The organism is Subsaximicrobium wynnwilliamsii, from assembly GCF_007997225.1.
Taxonomy (GTDB): Bacteria; Bacteroidota; Bacteroidia; order Flavobacteriales; family Flavobacteriaceae; genus Psychroserpens; species Psychroserpens wynnwilliamsii.
The window spans coordinates 103495-125329 of record NZ_VORM01000010.1 but is presented as its reverse complement, the minus strand read 5'-3'; the positions used below and the strand labels follow the sequence as shown (position 1 = coordinate 125329).

General features: G+C 41.1%; 15 protein-coding genes. 5 read left to right on the top strand and 10 right to left on the bottom strand.

From position 1 onward, the window contains the following. Window position 1: 1 nt before the first annotated feature. Genes rhuM through ESY88_RS10560 form a run of 4 tightly spaced genes read right to left on the bottom strand, consistent with a single transcriptional unit; the run spans window position 2 to window position 4766 of the window. On the bottom strand, window positions 2–985 hold the full coding sequence (gene rhuM, locus ESY88_RS10575; RefSeq protein ID WP_147086735.1) for a virulence RhuM family protein: 984 nt from the start codon (window positions 983–985) through the stop codon (window positions 2–4). Further along, entirely contained in the window at window positions 986–3373 is a 2388-nt protein-coding gene (locus ESY88_RS10570; protein ID WP_147086734.1) for a type I restriction-modification system subunit M, read from the bottom strand. 37 nt (window positions 3374–3410) lie between these two features. After that, the gene (locus ESY88_RS10565; protein ID WP_147086733.1) at window positions 3411–3761 is read right to left on the bottom strand and encodes a hypothetical protein; all 351 of its coding nucleotides are present in this window, start codon (window positions 3759–3761) and stop codon (window positions 3411–3413) included. A gap of 6 nt (window positions 3762–3767) precedes the next feature. Continuing rightward, complete coding sequence (locus tag ESY88_RS10560) at window positions 3768–4766, bottom strand: ATP-binding protein (protein ID WP_223270798.1); 999 nt, start codon at window positions 4764–4766, stop codon at window positions 3768–3770. Window positions 4767–6270: 1504 nt separating this feature from the next. Between ESY88_RS10560 and ESY88_RS10555 the strand changes: the two genes are divergently transcribed. Continuing rightward, entirely contained in the window at window positions 6271–7977 is a 1707-nt protein-coding gene (locus ESY88_RS10555; protein ID WP_147086732.1) for a potassium channel family protein, read from the top strand. Window positions 7978–8177: 200 nt separating this feature from the next. On the opposite strand, the gene mnmE is transcribed toward ESY88_RS10555, so the two are convergent. Then, window positions 8178–9590 carry a tRNA uridine-5-carboxymethylaminomethyl(34) synthesis GTPase MnmE gene (gene mnmE / locus ESY88_RS10550; protein ID WP_147086744.1) on the bottom strand — a complete coding sequence of 471 codons (1413 nt, stop codon included), beginning with the start codon at window positions 9588–9590 and terminating at the stop codon, window positions 8178–8180. A gap of 134 nt (window positions 9591–9724) precedes the next feature. On the opposite strand from mnmE, the gene ESY88_RS10545 reads away from it, so the two are divergent. Then, complete coding sequence (locus ESY88_RS10545) at window positions 9725–10879, top strand: TlpA disulfide reductase family protein (RefSeq protein ID WP_189702579.1); 1155 nt, start codon at window positions 9725–9727, stop codon at window positions 10877–10879. A 232-nt stretch (window positions 10880–11111) separates the two neighbouring features. Here ESY88_RS10545 and ESY88_RS10540 read toward each other — a convergent pair whose 3' ends face one another. Together ESY88_RS10540 and ESY88_RS10535 are read right to left on the bottom strand one after the other, a co-directional pair. Next, window positions 11112–12881 (bottom strand): hypothetical protein, encoded by a 1770-nt coding sequence (locus ESY88_RS10540; protein ID WP_147086743.1) that lies wholly within the window; start codon window positions 12879–12881, stop codon window positions 11112–11114. An 806-nt stretch (window positions 12882–13687) separates the two neighbouring features. Then, window positions 13688–14338 carry a rhomboid family intramembrane serine protease gene (locus ESY88_RS10535; RefSeq protein ID WP_147086730.1) on the bottom strand — a complete coding sequence of 217 codons (651 nt, stop codon included), beginning with the start codon at window positions 14336–14338 and terminating at the stop codon, window positions 13688–13690. Window positions 14339–14398: 60 nt separating this feature from the next. Here ESY88_RS10535 and ESY88_RS10530 point away from each other — a divergent pair, with 60 nt between their 5' ends. Next, window positions 14399–15301: a lysophospholipid acyltransferase family protein gene (locus ESY88_RS10530; RefSeq protein WP_147086729.1), complete on the top strand. Its 903-nt coding sequence runs from the start codon at window positions 14399–14401 to the stop codon at window positions 15299–15301. A 539-nt stretch (window positions 15302–15840) separates the two neighbouring features. Here the strand turns inward: ESY88_RS10530 and glmM are convergent. Continuing rightward, complete coding sequence (gene glmM, locus ESY88_RS10525; RefSeq protein WP_147086728.1) at window positions 15841–17229, bottom strand: phosphoglucosamine mutase; 1389 nt, start codon at window positions 17227–17229, stop codon at window positions 15841–15843. A 78-nt stretch (window positions 17230–17307) separates the two neighbouring features. Here glmM and ESY88_RS10520 point away from each other — a divergent pair, with 78 nt between their 5' ends. Together ESY88_RS10520 and ESY88_RS10515 are read left to right on the top strand one after the other, a co-directional pair. Further along, a complete protein-coding gene (locus tag ESY88_RS10520) occupies window positions 17308–17907 on the top strand; it encodes an acyl carrier protein phosphodiesterase (protein ID WP_147086727.1) in 600 nt (199 codons plus the stop codon). 61 nt (window positions 17908–17968) lie between these two features. Then, on the top strand, window positions 17969–18283 hold the full coding sequence (locus tag ESY88_RS10515; RefSeq protein WP_147089857.1) for a hypothetical protein: 315 nt from the start codon (window positions 17969–17971) through the stop codon (window positions 18281–18283). Window position 18284: 1 nt separating this feature from the next. On the opposite strand, the gene glgB is transcribed toward ESY88_RS10515, so the two are convergent. Together glgB and ESY88_RS10505 are read right to left on the bottom strand one after the other, a co-directional pair. Then, window positions 18285–20195: a 1,4-alpha-glucan branching protein GlgB gene (glgB, locus tag ESY88_RS10510; RefSeq protein WP_147086726.1), complete on the bottom strand. Its 1911-nt coding sequence runs from the start codon at window positions 20193–20195 to the stop codon at window positions 18285–18287. An 8-nt stretch (window positions 20196–20203) separates the two neighbouring features. Beyond that, a complete protein-coding gene (locus ESY88_RS10505; RefSeq protein ID WP_147086725.1) occupies window positions 20204–21835 on the bottom strand; it encodes a maltokinase N-terminal cap-like domain-containing protein in 1632 nt (543 codons plus the stop codon).

Sequence of the window (21835 nt, the reverse complement as noted above, 5' to 3'; positions counted from 1 at the left end):
ATCAGTTTTTCTTTTTAAGTTGTTTATGGGTGTTGTCCAATTGTTTTATAAAATCCTGTTCTACTTTAGACAGCTCATTTTTAAGCGTGTCTTTGTATGCTTGATAACTGTGCTCTGCTTTTTCTAAGGCTTGTTTGTGGCTAATGGTACCAGCGTTATCTAAAATATCATTCCTGGTCATTTTTAGAAAATCATCTAAACGGCCTATCCAATCCTTCATATACATGGGCTTACGGTTCAGCGCTTGTAATTCGGCAATTTCTAAATAAGCCGTAACCATTCGGTTTAATATGTTCAGTTCCTCTTCGTTTAAGTAGTTTTTAGCAATTCCCACTTCTTGCTTGGTAGGCTGTTCGCCTTTAAAAGTAGTCAGTCCTAAAAAAGGCTTTGCAGCATCAATTCGGTTATAGATCACTTCTGCCGCTGTTTGGCCGTGTGCCGCCCAATGCATTTTATTTTGGATGGTTTTGAAAAACAGCTGTGAGGTTCCGGCATTTGCATCGTAATCGATACTCGTGGCATAGACATCAAGCACTTTACGCCAAAACACCTTTTCAGAAGACCGTATATCACGGATTCGCGCCAATAGCTCCTCAAAATAATTACCGCCTCCGGCTTCTTTAAGCAGTTCGTCATTCATTGTAAAACCCTTTACAATATACTCCCGTAACCTAGCAGTTGCCCAAATTCGAAACTTAGTGCCCTGAAGACTTTTAACCCGATAGCCTACGGAAATGATGACCTCTAAGTTGTAATATTTAACAGGACGGTCTGAACCACTAATGTGCAAATTTTGCACATTGCTTTTCTCTTCCAGTTCACCCTCCTTAAATACATTGCCAATATGTTTGGTGATCACGCTGCGTTCGCGCTGAAAAAGAACACTCATTTGTTCTTGAGTCAACCACACGGTTTCGTTTTCTAAACGTGTTTGTATTTTTGTTTGGCCGTCCTCAGCTTGATAAAAAATAATTTCTGAATCCATTTACACCAAATTTAATATTTCCGCAATCAAGCCATCACTCTGCTGCTCCAACTCCAAAATATCTTTGGTCACTGCTTCAATAGGTCGTAAAGGCGTGTGTTTATAAAAATATTTATTGAAACTGATTTCGTAGCCAATTTTGGTAGTGTCCAAATTGATCCAAGCTTCAGCCACGTGAGGCTTGACTTCTTTTAAAAAGTAGTCGTGAATGCTTTCCTTTAAAGGCACATTCTCGGTATCGCGCAGGTCGCTTTCAGTTTCGTAAGTGAGGTACCAGCCCCGGCTGGCAGGTTCTCCTTTAGCACTTCGACTGCGCTCAGTGTGACCCATTGGAAAAAATCCAAAGTCTGCCAAATCCGTTTCTTGGCATCCCAAGTGTTGTAACAGTTTTTGCAGTTTATCGCCGGAAAGCTTTTCTTTCTTCTTGATGACTTTTTCAGCATCGGCATCGTACCAACTTACGGCATTTAAAATGGCTTTTTTGTCAGCCGCCGAAGCATCCAGCTTTTCAGATTTGATGGTTTGGCTGACTTCATTTTCAAAGGCGTTGTAATCAGAAAACACTTTATCCCCAAAATGAACTTCCAATTTCTTAGCTAGGCTCAGTAAGTGTTGGTGCTTTTTCCAAGTCTCTTTTTTGGTCAATTTCTTTTTATTGGCTGCGGAAAGGTTGAGATCGTTTTGCTCGCACCAGTCCAAAATCGCTTTGGCATGCAGACTTATATCTTTATAAACACTATCACCAAAAGTTTCATACGCATACTGCATCGGTTCTTGCAAGATGCGATCATAGCGCAAGCTTTCTATGCGTTCTTCCGTAAATTGTGCTTTTAGGCGTTTTGGGCGTTCGATGGTCACTTTATAATATCCGAAATCTTCATTGTCAAAAACTTGGGCCGCAATTTGATTTTCGCCTTCGCTTTCCACGGCTTGCATTTCAGTGTACACTTTTAGAATTTCGTTGATATGTTCAGGCGCAAACTCACAGTTTTTATTTCCTAAATTCTTTCTCAATTTTCTGAATAACTGTCCTGCGTCAATCAACTGCACCTTTCCTTTTCGCTGGGTCGCTTTATTATTGCTTAAAATCCAGATATAAGTAGTGATGCCTGTATTATAGAACAGGTTGTTGGGCATTTGCACGATGGCTTCCAACCAATCATTTTCTATGATGTAGCGACGGATATTACTTTCTCCACCGCCGGCATCACCCGTAAACAAACTGCTGCCATTGTGTACGGAAGCGATCCTGCTCCCGCTGGCACTTTGCGATAACGATTTCATCTTGCTTACCATTTCCATCAAGAACAGCAATTGCCCATCGGACGAGCGTGGGGTGGCATCAACTTCTTCTTCTACGCCCCAATAATCGGATAGCACAATTTTAAATCGAGGGTCGATAACGTCTTTGCCATCCTTAATATATTTCTGTTCACTGCTCCAAGATTTCCCATAAGGCGGATTGGACAGCATAAAATCGAAGCTAGTTCCCGCAAATTCGTCGGTTGACAAGGTGGAACCCACACGAATATTTTCAGGGTCGTTGCCCTTAATCATCATATCACTTTTGCAGATGGCATAGGTTTCGTCGTTGATTTCCTTTCCGAAGAGATAGACATCACCCAAAGCTTTGATCACGCCTTCCTCGTCCTTAATAAAGTTTTGTGCTTCAGTCAGCATTCCCCCACTCCCACAGGCCGGATCGTAAATGGTCATTACAGGCGGCAAGGTGTCTTTTATAGGATCGAAGATAATATGGGTCATCAAGTCAATGACCTCACGGGGTGTAAAATGCTCCCCTGCTTCTTCGTTGTTTTCTTCATTAAATTTTCTAATCAGTTCTTCAAAAACGTAACCCATCCCAAGATTGGTAAGCGCAGGCAATTTTCTCCCTTCAGGATCTTCCTTTTCAAAAGGCGTCAAGTTAATATGAGAAGACGTGAATTTCTCCAGAACATCCAGCAAGACATCTTTAGCTGCCATATGCCGCACTTGGCTTCGCAGCTTAAACTTATCGATGATCTCTTTTACGTTGTCACTAAACCCATTGAGATAATCTTCAAAATTGGCCAGTAAAATCTGTTGGCTGTTGGTGGCGGTGTCGTGAAGCAATTGCAAAGTCCATTTACTCGTATTATAAAACACATAGCCAGAAGCATCACGAAGTCCGTTTTCGTCCCATTCGGTAAATTTGGCTTCATCACGTTGGAAAGCAAGCTCTTGCAACACGGCTTCTTTGGTAGGCTCTAATAAAGCATCCAAACGACGAAGCACCACCATGGGTAATATGACATCGCGATACTTTCCGCGTACGTAAACATCACGAAGGCAATCGTCGGCTATAGACCAAATGAAGGATACTAATTTATTGTGGGAAGTTGTATTCATTAATTGTAAATTTTCTTTTGTTTTAAAATATGGAATACTAGTTAGGCATCTCTTTAGCTCCTGCATTATAAGGCAGATCGAGATAAATAACATCCATGGAATTATAATGTGTAAAGCTTAAGGAAGTTAATATGTGATAATTGTCAACTTCAATGAGAATGTAATTGGGATTTTTTTTTCGCTCGATATCGTTCATCATTGCGTGTTCTTTGACTTCCTTTAAAATGGGCAATTTGTGGCGCAAATCTTCTTCCACGCCTTCTGCTTTGTGTTCCAATACGAGTCCGTATTTCTTTTTGGTGTTAATCAGGTTGGTAAGGTAGGCTTTTTCGTCCTTGCCCAAGCCTTTAACGTGTTTGAGTTTAGTTAGCGGTTCTTTTTTGTTCATGAATTCTTAGTATTGGTTACTGCTCAAAAACTCCCTGAAATTCTCGTTATCAATCACTTTCACATCTGTATTATAAGTTTCCAAGAAAGTTTTTGGAATTTTAACTTTACTTTTTGGATTCCATTTTATTTCAAATCCTGTAACTGCTCCTGCAACTTCCTCAACATAGTCAATTTCTTGCTGTTGCACAGTTCTCCAGAAATAGCCTTTGGCTAATGAGCCAGTGTAAGCGTTATGCTTTAATCGTTCTACGATTAAAAAATTCTCCCAAAGATGGCCTTTGTCTTGGCGTACTTCTAAAGGATTTAAGTCGCCAATAATCATGTTTCTCACTCCTGTGTCATAGAAATAAATCTTTTGATTGGTTTTAATTTCGTTGCGTAAATTTTTACTAAAACTTGGCAATTTGAAAACAACATAAGCTTGACAAAGCAAATCGATATAGTTAGACACCGTTTTCTTATCGATAACTAAAAGTTGCGCCAGTTCGTTATAGCTTACTTCACTTCCAATTTGAAACGCCAAAGCTCTTAATAATTTTTCTAAGATTTCAGGTTTACGAATACCACCATAACTCAGGATGTCTTTGTAGAGATAACTGTCTGTTAACTGTTTAAGAACCTCTTTTTCATCCCCAAAATTATTGATAACATCGGGGTACATGCCGTAAATAATGCGAAGTTCTAATTGCTGTTGCGCTTTAAGATAGCCAACATTATTTTCGAACGCTCTCCATGAAATAGGATATAATTGATATTCCCATTTTCGCCCTGTCAGCGGTTCTTGTGTTTGGTTATTGAGTTCAAAAGCAGACGAGCCACTAACCAATAATTGAACGGACTTTAGTTGGTCGGTAATTAGTTTTAAAGTCAAGCCACTATTTTCAATGCGTTGTGCTTCGTCAATAAATACAAGCTTATAATTTCCAATGATGTTTTTAAGTTGTTCTATGTTTGGGTTAGTAAGTAATTTTCTAAGCGTAGGATCATCTCCATTTAGAAACAGGTGCTCCTTACCCTCTAGTAATTTGCTAAAACTTGTCGAGGACCAATTAAAAGCATGGCTTTACCTTTGCGAAAACGGTTAAAATCTGCTCCTCTAAGGCTCTATTAATCATATTTAGGGATTGTAATCCCCAAATATTCTGTTTTTTGGGGATTACAATCCGCGTTTTCTAAATTAATTTAGAGCTTTAAAGTTGTGAAATTTAATATTCGTGAATACTATCGCTTAAAGGCAATTATCTCGTTTAAGATATTCATTACTTGTACTTCTTCAGAGAAAAGTATGTAGTTAAGCGTGATAACTCAACATTCAAGCCCCCTCCAAAACAGCCATCAGCCGATGATTGAGATGTAATTTTTCCTTACCAACTTTTCCAGAAATCAGAAATCCAGCTGCTTCCAAAGCCATTTAAATAATTAATTATAGAATTTCGGCATTTTGAACACGAGTAATGTTTACGCTCGTTATAGTAACGAGGCTAGATATACTAAAAAATCACCCTTGTCTTTGAATTAGTGATAAAGATTACTCGTGTTCATTGTTAACTTAATCTAGCTCTAGTTTAATCTAGCGTTGCTATTATTAATAAAATTGAAATTACAAATCTTTCAAGTTGGCTCAAACCTAGAACATCCGATTATTCCCTTTAGGGTCATGGAAAGAATAATTGGATTTTCGGCATTTTGTTCTTGCCCCTCCCGATAGATATCGGGACTAAAAGGAGCCAAAACTCCAAAAATCGGTCATTTCAACCATAATAGCCACTGTGAACCAGAGCCTTAATCTATTATCAAACGCTTAATTTCTCTTACATTAGTGTCTGGTTGAAAATGATGTATAGATGATTAGGTCTTTGAATGTATGAATGGATAATTCGGTTCGATTTGTGCCAGTGATTTCGGTTTCATAGTGCCAGGCATTTCGTTTCAATTGATTACTGTTTATCAATTAGTTACAATCAAGTCTTGATTCTATGTTCTGGCAGCGCAGCGCCTGCCTGCAGGCAGGGTCTTGGTTCTTTATCTTACACCAATGTTTCTCTTACGATGATTTTATTATTTACGGTTTCAAAATCATCAATCTCAGCACAATATTCTGAAAACCAAAAACCGACTTAATTCTTTGCCATAATTGAATATTTTAGACAGGTATTAGTTTGTAAAAACCAGATTCGGAAACTATTAATCATTTTAAGAGGCTTTCTGAATCTGCGTTTTTCCTTAAAATAGTCTAACCAAACCGAACATAAGAAGCTATTATGAATTGGCTAATACATTTGCATTCAGATATTTAAAAAAAAATAAAAGTCTTATTCACTTGTTTCAGTTTAAAGAACCACAATAGAACAATCAATTGCCAGCTTTCTTTTTTGGAAACATGACATTCTTAAGCCTTTAGAATACTATATTTGAAATCTGCTTCGTCATACAAAAAACAGGAACTAATTGTATAGATTGAGAAGCTAAAATGACCAATTTGCAAACCCTAATTAAAAATACAGATTATGAAATTTGTCGGTAGTCAGTTAGCTTATTATTTGAAAGACACAGACTTTAAGAGAAACTACAAGGTGCTACTTAAATATTTGGCCCTTTTAGCAGCTGTCATCATCATTTATTCTATTCTTTTCCATTTCATTATGGGGCTTGAAGGCCAAGATCATTCATGGGTCACAGGCTTTTATTGGACACTTACGGTTATGAGCACGCTTGGGTTCGGGGATATTACATTTGCATCCGATCTTGGTCGCCTTTTCAGTATAATCGTGTTGCTTTCTGGCATATTTATGTTAATGATCGTTTTGCCCTTTGCCTTTATCAGACACTTTTATGTCCCTCTTTTAGAGTCCAAAAACAAAAACAAGGTGCCTCGCGAAGTTCCTGCCGGAACAAAAAATCACATTTTAATATGTTCTTATGATGTTATAGCGAGGGATCTTACAGAGCGATTGGAACAGGAAAACACCCCCTATTTTATCATCGAAGACGATCTAGAAAAAGCGCTTAAAAATCATGATGAAAACATTCCTGTGCTCATTGGCGCTTTGGATAACAAGGACACCTTCTTACTTGCCAATATTAAGGATGCGAAACTGATTTTGGTCAATAGGGATGACTTTTTCAATACTAAAATCATACTTACCATAAGGGAAATTGCCCCTACAACACCCATAGTTGCCATTGCCACTAATATTGAATCTGTAGACGTACAGCAACTCAGCGGCGCTGACCATGTCTTGCCCGTAAAAAAATGGCTTGGCGAACAATTGGCCAGTAGGGTAAACACACAGCATGCAGAATCTCATGCCATAGGACAATATGAAGACCTATTAATCGCTGAATTGCCCATCCACAATACACCGCTGGTTTCTAAACGCATCCGCGATACAGGCTTGAGACAAAAATTTGGGGTCAGCATTGTGGGCATTTGGGAGCGAGGAAAATTGCAACCTATAAAAGGTGATGAAATACTAACACACTATAGCGTTCTGGTAATCATAGGAAATAAAGAACAGCTCAATAACATTGATGAGATTTTCAATGATTACGATGTAAACCCTAACCCTGTACTGCTCATTGGAGCGGGCAAGGTAGGATTGGCGGCGGCAGAATCTTTACATAAAAATGGTGTTTTAGTGAATGTCGTTGACATGGATCCTGAGGTATGCAAAAATGTAAGTCCTTTTTGCAATCAGGTATTCTCTGGTGACGCCTCAGATTATAAACTGCTAAAAAAGGCAGGAATTCTAGAAGCGCCTTCGGTATTACTTTCTACCCATGACGATACCACGAATATTTATCTCGCCTCCTATTGTCGTCAACTGAACAAGGACTTAAGGATAGTGAGCCGTATCTCTGAAGCACGAAATGTTGAAATTATGCAAAAAGCAGGGGCTAATTTTGTATTGAGCTACTCCACCTTAGGTTCTGAAGCCGTTTTATCCATTTCCAAAGGTCAAGACCTAACCGTTCTTGGTGAGGGCTTTACCTTGTTTATTATCCCGATCCCAAAATCATTGGAAGGTAAGTCGCTTGCAGAATCTGGGATAGGCGCTAAAACTGGATTATCTGTCATCGCCATAAAAGAAAATTCTGAAGTCGTAACGGTATTAGCGGCAAATACAATACTTCCACACGGTGCAGAAATAGTTATGCTCGGAAACACCGAAATGAAACATGAATTCAATAAGATCTATGTGAACGGTGTTTGATGCCCGTTTTCCCACTGGATGATTTGCGTTCTTTCAGTGCTATTTTCAAAATGTGGGCCGTTTGTATTACATCTCTTAAAAATCAAGTACACTTGTGGTACAAAAAGTATTTATAAAAGAAATAGGAATCAGCTGTTTATCAATCTAACCGACTAATAGTCAAATAAAAGAAGCCATCCTACAGGCATCGGAAACCAATTCTATTTGCCGATGCAAAAATTAGCAAAAATATTGCCCAGCAAATCATCATTGGTGATCTCGCCGGTGATCTCGCCAAAATGGTACAGCGCCTGGCGGATATCAATCGCCAAAAGATCTCCGGAAATATCGGTTTCCAAGCCCTCCTTAACCATTTGAATTTCCGCAAAAGCTTTCAGCAGCGCATCGTAATGCCGGGAATTGGTCACAATGGTCTCGTTGTTGCGCAGTGCCCCGGTATTGATGAGATTTAGTAGCGCATCGGTTAGTTCCTCCACGCCTGCCCCGGTTTTTGCTGAAATGGGAATGAGCTGGGACGCATGGGTTTTTAATGCGGCCACTAAAGCCTCTAAATCTTGCGCGCCAATCTCATCGATCTTATTGAGTATGACGATCAATTGTTTCTGCGGAAACTTATTCCGCACCTTTTCAACTTCCACGATAAAAGATTCCATTTTTTCTACTTCTGAAACCAATTGCGTGCCGCTAACCAAAAACAGTACCACCTGAGCCTGGTCTATCTTTTCGAAGGTTTTTTTAATACCGATGCTTTCTACCACATCCTTGGTCTCACGGATGCCGGCTGTATCGATAAACCGAAACCCAATCCCACCAATTGAAATCTCATCTTCAATGGTATCCCGTGTGGTGCCGGCAATTTCAGAAACTATGGCGCGGTCTTCATTCAGTAAGGCATTGAGCAGCGTCGATTTCCCCACATTGGGCTCGCCCACAATCGCAACGGGAATTCCGTTTTTGATCACATTGCCCACGGCGAAGGAATCGATAAGCCGTTTGAGCACAAAACCGATCCGCTCAATGAGTGCCTTAAACTGACTCCGGTCTGCAAACTCCACGTCTTCTTCAGCAAAATCCAGTTCCAATTCTATCAATGAGGCAAAATTGAGCAGCTCTTCGCGAAGTTTGGCGATTTCTGAAGAGAATCCGCCACGCATCTGCTGCATCGCCATTTGATGTGACGCTTCGTTGTCGCTCGCAATCAAATCGGCAACGGCTTCGGCTTGGGAAAGATCCAATTTTCCGTTGAGGAATGCCCTCAATGTGAACTCGCCTGCTGTGGCCATACGGCAACCCTTCCGCAGACATAACTGTAAAATTTCTTGCTGAATATATGTACTTCCGTGGCAAGAAATCTCCACCACATCTTCTCCGGTGTAGGAATTGGGGTTTTTGAATAAACTCACCAAGACTTCATCAATCACGCGTTTATCTTCAACGATATGACCCAGATGAAGGCTATGCGTTTTTTGGTTTTGCAGCGACTTTCCTGTTTTTACCGATCGAAATACCGAATCGGCAATCGCTATCGCATCTGCTCCTGAAAGTCTCAAAATAGCAATGGCACCGTTTCCTGAAGGAGTTGCCAAGGCAATGATGGTATCGTGATGGGTCATGTTGAAGGTTTCAGCAAAAGTAGTTGAATTTTGGCGAGTTTGAAAAGAGGAACCCATGCAACTCGTTATGAGTTAAAGGAAAAAGCTAATGTCTTATAGAACTTAGTATATTTGTAGTCACGAAATTTGAAATGATGAAAAAGCTATTCTTCTTCCTAAGCTTAGGCGCAATGGTATGTTCTTGCAACACCGAATTGAAAACACCTATTGAAGGCTATCGCGTTGTTGGCGAAACGCCAGGTGTTTACAATGGCATTCGTGTCTATTTGCATGTTTTGGATCAAAAAGGCCGCCAACGTTCTATCGACACTGCCATAGTATTGAACGAGCGTTTTACGTTTGAGGGTTCACTCAAGGGTCCGCAATATGTGGAGCTTACCGTGAACAGCATCAAAGGGACTTTGCCTTTAATTCTAATCCCTGAGGAAGTGCGGCTTACCATAGACTCCAATGATGTTGGCAACTCCAACATCTCAAGCAGCAATGCGAATGATGCCTTGAAAACCTATAACCAAACCATCTCTGCCATTGACGATGAGTACAATACTTTGGCGCAACAGCTCAATAAGCAATCCACTAGTAATGATGCCGATCCTGATGTCGTATCTCAAAAATTGGCACAGATCAAGGCGCGCAAGGATGCCTATCCTTACGAGTTTATCAAAGCAAATACCGATAACTATTATTCTTTGATCCTAATCAATGAAATGCTCTGGAAACGCAAAATGGAAGTGAACAAATTGGAACAAAGCTATGCTGCATTGGGGAAGGATATCACGGCCTCTGATTTCGGACAAGAAGTAAACAGGCGCATTGCGGCGACCAAAGCTGCAATAGCCCCTTTAATGGCTACGGAAATTGGGCAACAGGCACCCAACTTTACCGCTCCAACGCCAGAAGGGACTTCTTTTAAACTTTATGATAATCTCGGAAAAGTCACCATCGTCGACTTTTGGGCAGCATGGTGCGGCCCTTGCAGACGCGAGAATCCCAATGTTGTGAAGGTGTATGACAAATACCATGATAAGGGCTTGGAAATTGTTGGCGTGTCCTTGGATGGCAATAGACGGCAACAAGACCCAAAAGCGGCTTGGATCAAAGCCATAAAAGACGATAAGCTTACATGGCACCAGGTCTCTAATCTCAACTACTTCAACGATCCTGTGGCCAAGGCCTATGCGATTCAAAGCATCCCTGCCACTTTTATCTTGGATGCCAACGGAAAAATCATCGCTAAAAACCTAAGAGGCGCAAGTCTTGAACGAAAAATCGCAGAACTGCTGGATTGAGTTCAAGGTTTAAAGTTCAAGGTTTAAGGTTCAAGGTTCAAGATTCAAAGTTCAAAGTTCAGGGTTCAAGGTTCAAGAATAGGGCTAACAAAATTTCACAATAATTAGACCCCTAGAGAATTATGCTGAATTGCATATTCCGAAGGAATCAAAGTTTGATCGAAAATTGCTACGGAATTATGCCTTTAGGCATAAAATATCGCTAAAAAAACAGACGCCCTTGCTCATAGAACTAAAGCACCGGTTCCAATTCTGGGATACGCACCGCAATCAATTCATCTTTATAAAACTGAAGCTCATTTTGAATCGCTTTTTCTTCAGCAGCCAAAGACGTCACAAACAGCGCTTGGTAATAGGCGATGCCATCAAACAGATTGTTTTTGAAAGCCTTCCATTTTTTAATTTGTTTGGCTGAAAGGTCTTCTGAAATGCTTCGGATGTCATTTCGCAAATAATCCACGTACATTTTCAATTCCTTCACAAACATATTTGGCCTATTCACACTGGCCAGTACCGAAGCATTCCCATTGATGTGTTGCATCATTTGAGACAGCGACACTTCCTTATCAAAATACGCCAAATTGGGTCCCGGACAAATGACAACGCCTTGTTCCTGCCCTTTTATTTTTATATCGTTTTCTAAGTAGGAAGCGTTTGCCAAGCCTACGCAAAGGCAGGCTTTTTCGGTTATTTTAGCTTTGGCATTGTTATAGAGGTCTGAGGATATTTCCGATTTTTTGGCTTCTAAGGCCTCCAATTTGACATCTTGGTATTTTTTTGAAGCGGTACAAATCCCTTCTGGCCCAAATTCCTTACTCAAGGCTAAAAATTTCTTAGGGCAAGAGCTCCCTGGCTTAGCGTCGTCAATGCGCTTTTGTTTAAAGAACTCGTTTGTTGTCCCTTTTATAGCATTAAAGGGCACTCCCAAAGGCGAAATACCACTTAGATACAAATCGTTTTCTTTGGCGTTCATGAGTAATTCCCTAGTTTTCCGATCTACAGAGGTCGCTTCTGGCACCAATAAAAACGGGGTTCCCCAACCAACGGAATCCACTTGGTAGTTGTTGAGCAAGAACGCATGCTCTGCTGCTGTACCAACACCACCTTGAACCGTGATTTTCAAATCGAGTGCTTGCTCGGGAACGGCCATTTCCTTCAAACTTAAGCCTTTCACATAAACCTCGTGCGTGTCTTGAATTAATGCTGCTTTTTTAGTTTTGAACTCCTCTAAAATGGGACCCAATAAAAAGCCTTCCGTAGCAAAGGCGTGCCCGCCACAGTTTAAACCCGATTCAATTCTATATTCTGAAACCCAAAGTCCTTTTTTTGCCAAGAATTTTCCCTGAATGGTTGCGGAACGGTAATCGCTGACCTTCAAAATGATTCGCTTTTTCAACTGCCCTGCTGCATCTGGAAAGAAGTCCTTAAACTGTTCGAAATAACTGTACAGTCTGGGATTCATTCCTGCGGAAAGTACCACGGAAGAATTTAAATTACTATTGGCAAATCCGCGAAGCGAAGCATGTGCATCATTAAATTCCACAGGCAATTGTTCTCCTTTGATGAAATTATCCTTATCCACTTTGGTCATGATGTTGACATCAATATCACCCGCTTTTAAATGCGTTTCCAAATAGGATTTAAGCTGTGCTTTCAGCGCAGTGCCTTCGTCCAATAAATTGGAAAGGCCTGCTTTGAAATCGGAGCTATTGGGTAAAGTGCCCATGAATTGCTCTAAGGCTGACTTGCTTTCAGACAATTCAATTTTGAATCTCGAGAATTTATCTTTAACAATGCTGTCCACAAGATTCAAATACGAAGTAATGCGCTCGGCACGATGATCTTGGGCTTTTTTAGCTATTTCTTGATGAGGGAGGTTAAACTTTTTGCTGTAAAAAGCATTCATTTTTTCTATAAGCTCATCGTCTATGATAGAGATAACCGACGAAATGCCATAGTGCGCCACACGAATTGGACTGTCGATGGTATAAGCCAATCCCATTACCGGGATATGAAAGCTATGTAGTGATTGAGATGACGTCAACTTTTAAGTTTTTTTGTAAATTACATAAGCCACAAATATGACTTATATTAGTCTACAAGAAGATGACTTTTGTCATACCTTTTGCCTTTTATAAATTCGTTTTTTCATTGCCAAGGCAATCAATCACAACTAGTTGATAACGTTAGACGTATTGCCAAAAATCCTTTTCCTCCGACCCTTAACGATGGCTTATTTAAAATCATGTTTGTAGTAGCCAATTTTTGCTTCAATCGCGGCTGGTGGGGCAACTCAACCACTATGGAATTCAAGTCTATAGGTTTTTTGAAACAGACTGAAAGGCTGTTGAATTCGTGAAATGAATCGTATCTCATTGTGAACGCTTTTAGATAAGAAACGGTTTCGTGAAAACTTGCCTAGCGGACAGGCCGGTTCGTGAAATTCGTGGCAAAACATTTTTAGAAGCTAAAGCGGAATGCCTTAAAGTGCATAGTTTCAACTCTATTTGAGACCAATAAAAATCCAGAGGGTCTGACGAAACATATAATTATTAGAATTAAAAGTGGATACACAATTTGTGTTAGTGCCGCTTGAGCTGATCAAAGACTGTCTCAATAATTGTCAATCCTAGGCATTTTAGTGTAGGTCTTAAGTCTTACGTACTAAGTCGTACGTCCTACGTCCTACGTCCTACGTCTTAAGTCCTAAGTCTTAAATCCTAAATCGCAAGTCCTAAGCCCTCTACCAAAAACTGATCTTTCAAGAAAACAACAAGCATTCAAGCCAATTCAATTCCTAAAGGATGCTTATAATTTGCCCGTTTTATGCATCACAAACAAAATAATAATTGGTACAGACAGTAATCCCACCATCAATAAATCGGTTTGGAAAAGCGATGGCACCATAATGAGTGTAATGACGAAGCCACCAATCGCACCTCCAAAATGCGCATCGTGACCAATATTGCCCACCCTATTTTTCATGCCATAAATTGAGTACAACAAATACCCAATCCCAAAGACATAAGCAGGAATTGGAATGGGGATAAAAAACATGTAAAGGCTCATTCTAGGATCAAGCAGAATAGCAGCATACAAGATGCCGGTTACGGCACCACTGGCACCAACTGCAGAATACTGTGATTCCTCTTTATGAAAATAAAAAGACAACACGCTGCCCAAAAGCAAACTGGCCACATAAATAACCAAGAAATTGACACTGCCCACAAAAAAGATCACGCGATCGGCAAAAAAGAATAAGGTCAGCATGTTAAACAGCAAATGCGTGGTATCGGCATGCAAAAACCCAGAACTGAACATCCTAAATTGCTCGCCGGCCCTAATGCGACCCACATTGAATTTGTATTTCTCAAAAAAACCATAATCGTTGAAACCCTTATAAGAAATTAGTGCGTTGGCTGCAATGATTACGATTAAAACGATACTGAGATTGCCCATAAATAAAACCTTTTATTATACATATATTTGCGGCTACAAATCTAATACTTATTACCCGCAATGCAATTTGTTGTCTACATAATCGTGTATCCCCTTTTATGGTTGGTTTCCATGCTTCCGTTTAGGTTATTATATGCATTTTCAGACTTTCTATACCTCTTCATTTACCGTATTTTTGGATACCGCAGCAAAACCGTGAAGGAAAATCTCCAGCTTGTATTTCCTGAAAAAAGCGCCGCAGAAATCAAAACCATTACCAAGCAATTCTACCATCACTTCTGCGATATGATGGTCGAGGCCATAAAATCCTTAACCATTTCTAAAGCGGAAATGAAAAAGCGTTTTCGTTTTAGCAATGTGGAACTGCTACAAGATCTCGAACAACGGAATCGCAGCGTGGCTTTGATGTGTGCCCACTACGGAAGCTGGGAGTGGATTTTCATTCTTCAGCATTATATCGACAATAAAGGCTATGCGGTTTACAAGCGTTTGGTCAATTCGCATTTTGATAAGCTTATCAAACGCATTCGCGCCAAATACAACAGCCATTTGATCACTACCAAAGAGACCATTCCCATCTTAATGCGGGCTAAGGTCAAGGGTACGCCCTTTATCTGCGGTTTTGTGTCTGATCAATCTGCAAAACCCAATAAGGCACTACATTGGGGAGAGTTCATGGGCTACAAGGTCCCAATGCATACGGGTGCTGAAATGTTGGCAAAACGCTTGGATCTTGCAGTGGTGTTTTTTAGTGTGAAACGGCTGAAACGTGGCTATTACGAAACCTCTTTTGAGACCATTACCGAAAATGCGAAGGACTTTGAGAATTATGAAATCACCGATATGTTTTTCCGCTTGACGGAAGCACAGATCAAAAGCGCACCACAGTATTATCTATGGACGCACAAACGCTGGAAACATAAAGACAAGTCTGCTTCAGACTACCATGAGGTTAAAGCGTGAACCAAGACCGCAGCTGACTCTCGTTTGCGTTTTGGTTTACTAAAGACTTGTGCAAAAACTCGTTGTTGATGGCTTGATTCAGTCTTCAGTCTTCAGTCCGCAGTCTTCAGTCCGCAGTTGCTGTTGCACTTGAAATCGAAGTCACGATCGAAACTTCAGTGTTCGGGTTCAGTATTCAGTTGCTGTTGCACTTTGAAATCGAAGTCACGATCGAAACTTCAGTATTCAGTGTTCAAAATTCAGTATTCAATATTCCGACTCTAGTCTTCAGTCTTCAGTCTCCAGCTGCACTTTAAAATCGAAGTCACAATCAAAACTTCAGTATTCAGTGTTCAACATTCGATATTCAATATTCCGTATTCAGTTGCTGTTGCACTTGAAATCAAAGTCACGATCGAAACTTCAGTGTTCGGGTTCAGTATTCAAAATTCAATATTCCGTATTCATTTGTAGTTGAATTTTGAAATCGAAGTCACAATCAAAACTTCGTTATTCAGCGTTCAAAATTCAATATTCGATATTCAATATTCCGCCTCGCGTTAAACCCCCGCAATCTCTTTGATCTCAGAAATAACACGATCTGCCAGCGCATGCGCTTCGGCTTGTGACGCTGCCTCGGTATAGATTCTGATGATGGGTTCTGTATTGCTCTTTCTAAGGTGAACCCAAGAATTTTCAAAATCTATTTTCACGCCATCAATCGTTGTCAGTTTTTCTTCGGCATATTTTGCTTCCATCGCTGTTAACAAGGCGTCAACATCTAAATCTGCCGTGAGTTCTATTTTCTTTTTGCTCATGTAGTAATCCGGATAACTGGCCCGAAGTGCGCTCACACTCATTTTCTTTTCGGCCAACAGACTTAAAAATAAGGCCACACCTACCAAGGCATCCCTTCCGTAGTGTAATTCCGGATAAATAATGCCACCATTGCCTTCGCCTCCAATAACCGCGTTATTTTGTTTCATCATGTTGACCACGTTGACCTCACCCACGGCGCTGGCTTTATAAGTACCGCCATGCTTTTTGGTAATATCACTCAAAGCTCGGGTAGAGCTCATGTTGCTCACGGTGTTCCCCGGGGTTTTGCTCAGTACATAATCGGCACAGGCCACCAAGGTATATTCTTCGCCAAACATCTCGCCAGTTTCATCTATAAATGCCAAACGATCGACATCTGGATCCACGGCAATCCCGAAATCGGCATGTGCTTTTACCACTTCTTTGGAAAGATCGGTAAGATGCTCTTTCAAAGGTTCTGGATTGTGCGGAAAATGGCCGTTAGGTTCACAGTACAATTTCACAGCTTCAACACCCAAACGCTCCAACAATAAGGGAATTGCAATACCTCCCGTAGAATTGACGCCATCGACCACCACTTTGAAATCGGCTTTTTTGATAGCCTCCACATTGACCAATTCTAGGTCCAAGACCTCATCAATATGAATATCAATATAGGCATCGTTAACGTGAATCTCGCCCAGATTGTCCACTTCTGCGAATGTCATGGCATCGCTTTCAGCAATGTTCAAGATTTTAGCGCCTTCTTCAGCATTCAAAAATTCACCTTTGGCATCCAAGAGTTTTAGGGCGTTCCATTGTTTGGGATTGTGGCTGGCCGTTAAAATAATGCCGCCATCGGACTGCTCCATCGGCACTGCAATTTCTACCGTTGGCGTTGTTGACAATCCTAAATCGATCACATCGATTCCTAAACCCACTAAAGTGTTCATGACCAAATTTTGCATCATTGCCCCAGAAATTCTAGCGTCTCGGCCAACCACCACGCGATAATTTTCTTTGCTGCGCTGCTGTTTGATCCAAGTGCCATAAGCGGCTGCAAATTTTACAGCGTCAATAGGTGTGAGATTATCACCAACTTTACCTCCAATGGTACCTCTAATTCCTGAAATTGATTTAATGAGTGTCATGTGTTGTTTTTATGATGAGTAGACAAATATACGATTAGAAAGTTGGAATCCTAAATGCGAAATCCGTAAATTACACCAATGAATTTTTTAGCCCACATCTATCTTTCTGGGGAGCATGAAGCCATTACCATTGGTAATTTCATTGCCGATGGCATTCGCGGAAAACACTACACCAAGTACCCCATCAATCTTCAGAAAGGCATCTTGTTGCATCGGCAAATCGACACCTTTACCGATGCACATCCCACAGTGCGATTGAGCACTAAAAAGCTGCATAAAAATTACAGCCATTACAGCGGCGTCATTGTGGATATTCTTTACGATCATTTTCTGGCGAAGAATTGGCATCGGTATTCAAATGTGCCTTTGGAGCTTTACATTGAACGTTTTTATGACAGTCTGGAAGATCATTATGAGCTGTTGCCGGCACGCATCCAAAAAATGATGCCTTACATGATTGCCGATAATTGGTTGCTGAGTTATGCCAAAATCGAAGGCATTCAAAAAGTACTGAATGGCATGAACCGCCGCACCAAAAACATCTCTGGAATGAATCATGCGACCAATGAACTCAAGGAGTTTTACACGGAATTTGAGCGTGAATTTACCAGCTTTTTCGAGGAACTTCGTGACTTTAGCCAGCAGAAGCTTTTAGAGATCGAGCGTAAGTTTGAGTAATAAGTAATCGGATAATCTAACCTGTTAGACCTGTCAGGTTTTAAAAACCTGACAGGTCTTTATGAACCCTCTGCGTATCTCTGTGAAACCTCAGCGCATCTCCGTGGAACAACCCAGCATCTCTGCGAAACCTCTGCGCATCTCTGTGAAACCTCAGCGCATCTCCGTGAAACAACCCAGCATCTCAATGAACACTCTGCGCATCTCCGTGAAACAACCCAGCATCTCCGTGAACCCTCAGCGCATCTCCGTGGAACAACCCAGCATCTCCGTGAACCCTCTGCGCATCTCCGTGAAACCTCAGCGCATCTCCGCGAAACAACCCAGCATTTCCGTGAAACAACCCAGCACCACCATCAAACAACACTTCTCGTAAATCAAGACCCATACCCAAAAACCACCATCCCCAATGGAGGGATCGCGATTTCTACAGAATGGTCTCTAAAATGATGTGCAACTGCTTCTGAGCTGAGTTTGCTGTTTTTATAAGCGCCACTTCCGAAGTATTTTTTTTGATCGCTATTAAAGCGTTCCTTCAAGTTCCCTTTTTTCGGCAAGCCAATGCGATAGCTTTCTTTTGGTACAGGGGTCATGTTGCAGGCGATAATCAAATCGTCTTTCTCGTCATCTGATTTTCTAATGTAAACCAATACTGAATTTTCATGATCATTATAATCGATCCATTCAAAGCCTTCCGCAGAAAATTGTTTTTCATGTAGCGCTGGTTGGGATTTGTACAAGCCGTTCAAATCCTTGATCAATGCCTGAATGCCTTGGTGCGGTGCATAGTCTAATAAGTGCCAATCAAGACTCTGCTCAAAATTCCACTCCTTGCTCTGGGCAAATTCCGCACCCTGAAACAACAAATTGGTGCCTGGATGTGTGAACATATAACTATACAACAAACGCAAGTTGGCAAATCGCTGCCACTCGTCTCCCGGCATCCTGCCTAAAATGGATTTCTTGCCGTAAACCACTTCGTCATGGGACAGTGGCAGCATGAAATTCTCGGTAAAGGCATAGGTCATTGAGAAGGTCAAGTCATTTTGATGGAACTTTCTATACACCGGTGGCTTGGCAAAATATTGAAGTGTGTCGTGCATCCAACCCATCATCCATTTCATGCCAAAGCCCAAGCCGCCAATAGAAGTGGGTTTTGAAACCATGGGAAATGCCGTGGATTCTTCAGCAATGGTTTGTACATCTGGGAAGGCAGTGTAAACGGCGTCGTTCATTTCCCTAAGAAATGCCATGGCTTCCAAATTTTCTCGACCCCCAAATATATTAGGTTCCCATTCGCCATCTTCTCTTGAATAATCCAAAAATAACATGGAGGCTACGGCATCTACGCGCAATCCATCGGCATGAAATTGATCCAACCAAAAAATGGCATTGCTGATGAGGAAGGATTTGACCTCGTTCCTTCCGTAGTTAAAAATGAGACTCTTCCAATCGGTATGGTAGCCCCTGCGGCGGTCTGGATGCTCGTAAAGTGCGGTGCCGTCGAAAAAACCGAGTCCGTGGGCATCTTCTGGAAAATGTGAAGGCACCCAATCCAGAATGATCCCAATATCATTTTGGTGCAATTTATCAACCAGCAATTTAAAATCCTCTGGATACCCAAAACGTGAGGTTGGCGCAAAATAGCCTGTGATTTGGTAGCCCCAACTTGGATCATAAGGAAACTCCATGACCGGCATCAACTCCACGTGTGTGAAATTCATGTCTTTGACATAGCTTACCAGGTCTTCCGCCAGTTCGCTATACGTCAAAACGGAATTGCCTTCCAGCTTGCGTTTCCAAGACCCCAAATGCACTTCATATACCGAAAATGGCGCATCTAACGCATTGTTCTTCTTACGCTTTTTCATCCACTTGCTATCCTTCCACTGGTAAGGGTCGTCCCAAACTATAGAAGCGGTTTTAGGGTTGTGCTCTGAGCGCCGGGCATAAGGATCGGCCTTTTCGGTCTTGACATCGTTGTTATTGCTGTGTATCTTATATTTATAAGTACTGCCCTTACCTGCTCCAGGAATGAAACCTTCCCAAATACCACTGGAATCCCAACGCACGTTCAATTGATGCGTGCCTTCAACCCAAAAATTGAAATCGCCAATCACAGAAACCGTTTTTGCACTGGGTGCCCAAACTGCAAAATAAACCCCGTCCACACCATCAACGGTGCTAATGTGTGCTCCGAATTTTTCATATAAGCGATAGTGTTTTCCAGCTTTGAATAAATTGATATCAAATTCTGTAAAACGACTGTGTGCAATAACTTTTGACATAGGATGTATTAATTGTTAATAATGTTAGAAATCCCCTTTAATGGAATTATGGCCCATCGCGGACGAGAATTGAGCTCATAGCCCAATTCATAAACGGCTTTTTCGAGCATGGCATATTTCAGTAAAAAAATACGCTCTTGCTCGTAACCAATGTTGAGATTGGCCTCTTGCACTTTAATGGTATAAACGCCCAAAAATACACCTTTTAAATATTGGTACAAGACCTCGGCTGCTTCAAAGAGGTCTTCCTGAGAATGCGTATAAGTCTCCATATTATTAAAGATGGTCGCATAGATGGCATAGTGGAAAGATCTAAAAAGGCCTGCGACATCCTTAAGTGGAGGTTGTTTGACCTTACGGTCGCGAATGGTGCTCTCAGGTTCACCCTCAAAATCGAGAATGTAAAAATCATCACCCTTTATCAAAACCTGACCCAAATGATAATCGCCATGCACCCTAATGCGTTCGCCTTTAAGCTTGGTCCAGTCAAAATTCACAAAACGTCTTCTAATGATGTTCTTTTTCTCCAGAAACTCATTGGCCAATTCCAAAGCCAAGCCATCCAATTTGTGCAGACTGTTTTCAATGGTGTTCAAGCGATTTTGAAACTGGTAAAGCAATCTGTTTTTAAGCCACACCGTATAATCTTCATTGAAATGGGTTGGCGCGAATGCGGTTTCCTCAAATTCGCTGCCTAGTGCAATGTGCATTTCTGCAGTTCGCATGGCCAGCGTTTGAATTTTTGTAAAGATATTGAGACCTACCCAATCGATGATTTGAGCTGGAACATCCTGAATTTGCAACTGGCCGAAATCGACCGTCTTAGGAAGCGATTTAATATCTATATTCTTATACTCCAAGTTGCAAAAAACCTTATGCAGTTCACTAAGCATGTATTGCCAAGCGTCGCCTTGGTTTTCAACCATTTCCTGCATGAGCCCAATGGTAATGTTGGTGCCTTCAATATCCTTGATTTGGATGCTGCCCAAATAAGCTGGTGTGTTCTTGAAATCCTTCTTTTCAGATAGAAACTTAGACATCTCATAATCAGGATTGCGATCGGAATAGATGCGTCTAAAAAACTTTAGTACGTATTTTTCGTTATAAACAATGGAGGTATTGCTCTGCTCCAAGCCCATAAACCGTGAATTTTCATATTGGCAGTCTTTAAAAAGCTCGCTCTTGTGATAACGCACTCGGGTTTTATCTTTAGCCACGGCAGTTAAAAGGCGTTGAAACACTAATTTTCTAAAGGCTTCAAGATTGATGGCATCTATGATAAATCCTTCTTGATCTTGGATACTGATGGGCAAGATGCGATCATCCTGGGCAAAACTATCGTCGGAAACAAAGGCTATGGGCAGGAAATAATGCTGGTAAAAAGCTTCCGTGAAATTTACTTCCAAGATGAGTCCGTAATAAACCTCATCATGTTGTTGAATCCTGAAATACTCTGCCAGTTCGATGTATTTCATCCTGCTCGCCTTACCCCCATACCAACGTTGCTTCACGATGTAATTTTCGAGAACGTCTGATAGGAACACCTTTATAAACTCCTTGTTTTCCAGAAGGGTTTCCCATTTGTCACTAAAACTAAAGGTCGAACTTAAATTTGCCGACTTGATCTCCTGCTTTGCCAT